Source organism: Ectothiorhodospira variabilis (assembly GCF_022227625.1).
GTDB classification, from domain to species: Bacteria; Pseudomonadota; Gammaproteobacteria; order Ectothiorhodospirales; family Ectothiorhodospiraceae; genus Ectothiorhodospira; species Ectothiorhodospira haloalkaliphila.
Genome location: NZ_JAJNAO010000054.1, coordinates 1 through 602 on the forward strand (window position 1 = coordinate 1; position 602 = coordinate 602).

1 protein-coding gene is annotated in these 602 nt (G+C 60.6%); it reads left to right on the top strand.

The window, feature by feature from the left end:
* Positions 1-602 (top strand): PD-(D/E)XK nuclease domain-containing protein (locus LPW30_RS15890; RefSeq protein ID WP_239681366.1); only part of this gene is annotated, 602 nt, incomplete at both ends.

The following is a 602-nucleotide window of genomic DNA, read 5'->3' on the forward strand; positions in this document are numbered from 1 at the left end:
GCGATGCAGACGGAGGCGGAGTTGCTGGGGCGGTTCGACGTGGATGGGATTGCCACCGAGGCGCTGTTGTTCCAGACGGGTTATCTCACGGTGCATGCGGTGGAGGAGCCCATGACGGGGTATTGGCTCTACACCCTGGGTTATCCCAACCGGGAGGGGGAGTCGAGCCTGAATCAGGCGTTGTTGCCGGCCCTGGGGGTGGCTGAGTCACCCCGGCAGCGGTTGAGTCTGTTCAGGATTTTGCAGGCCCATGACCTGGATGCCCTGGAGGTTCACTTCAAGGCGCTGTTTGCTTCCTTGCCCCATGACTGGTATCGGAATAATCCCATTGCCCGGTATGAGGGGCATTATGCCAGTGTGTTCTACAGTCACTTTGCGGCGCTGGGGCTGCAGATCTCAGTGGAGGATTCTTCCCACATGGGCAAGGTGGACATGACCGTGGAGTTCGGCGGCCATGTGTACGTGTTCGAGTTCAAGGTGGTGGAGCAGGTGCCCCAGGGGCGGGCGCTGCAGCAGATCAAGGATAAGGGCTATGCGGATAAGTACCGGGGGCGGGGTCAGCCGATCCATCTGATTGGCGTGGAGTTTTCCCGGGAGCAGCG